The following is a 777-nucleotide window of genomic DNA, read 5'->3' as shown; positions in this document are numbered from 1 at the left end:
CAATCAATTATATGGTCTACAGATTGTTAATATCCCCATTAAGCATTACGAAGAGGATTATTACAAAATAGAGGTGTTTAACAGGGGAATAACGGATGAAGTAAAAACCTCCTATGTGAGGAAGCAAATGGAGCCTCACAGCGCGTTTTCTATAGAGCAAATGAAGACTATTGAACTTATTTATAAAGGGTTTACTTCCAAGGAAATTGCTGCTATGCTAAACAAGACCAAGGCTGCTGTCTATAAGTTAAATAGGAAAATACTTGAAAAGATTTCAAATTGCTTTGAGATAGAGTTTGGCAATGTTTGTCAGGCAGTTGGTTTTTATGCCCATTGCTTTAACATAATACAGGTATGATAATGGAGCTTTCATTAGGAGATCTGCTGCGTTACTCTTTCCAATAACCTTATCTGTTTAACCTGACCAGGAGGGTATCCCGGTTAAGAAAAAGATCTGCTTTATGAGGACGAAGATAAGGGGTTGGGAGTTGATTATTGTTCCTCTATATGTGTGTAAATCCATTATTTTAAGGTAATGATTATGTAATAGCGACAATTCCCTGTCGCTATTACTTTCTTTTATTTTCAAAATGTTTTCCTTTTAGTCATTTACTCTTGCTGTGATGAAAATAGAGCATATTGTTCTGTTTAAATCCCGTAAAGATGTAACAAATATCAAAGAGGAGTTTTGTCATTAAGGACTCCAAAAGGAACAGAGCTCTTTGTGTTCCTGGAATAGATGGGTGTCCCAATAGTAAGAAGGGTGCGGATAAAGGG

At 36.0% G+C, this 777-nt stretch carries 1 protein-coding gene; it reads left to right on the top strand.

Annotation, left to right across the window (positions count from 1 at the left end; all coding sequences use genetic code 11):
* Positions 1-358 (top strand): hypothetical protein (locus OOZ15_RS19915; RefSeq protein WP_265958185.1); only part of this gene is annotated, 358 nt, incomplete at its 5' end.
* Between the last annotated feature and the right edge of the window lie 419 nt (positions 359-777).

This window comes from Galbibacter kalidii, assembly GCF_026241135.1.
GTDB lineage: Bacteria > Bacteroidota > Bacteroidia > Flavobacteriales > Flavobacteriaceae > Galbibacter.
This window is presented reverse-complemented; position numbering and strand designations above follow the sequence as displayed.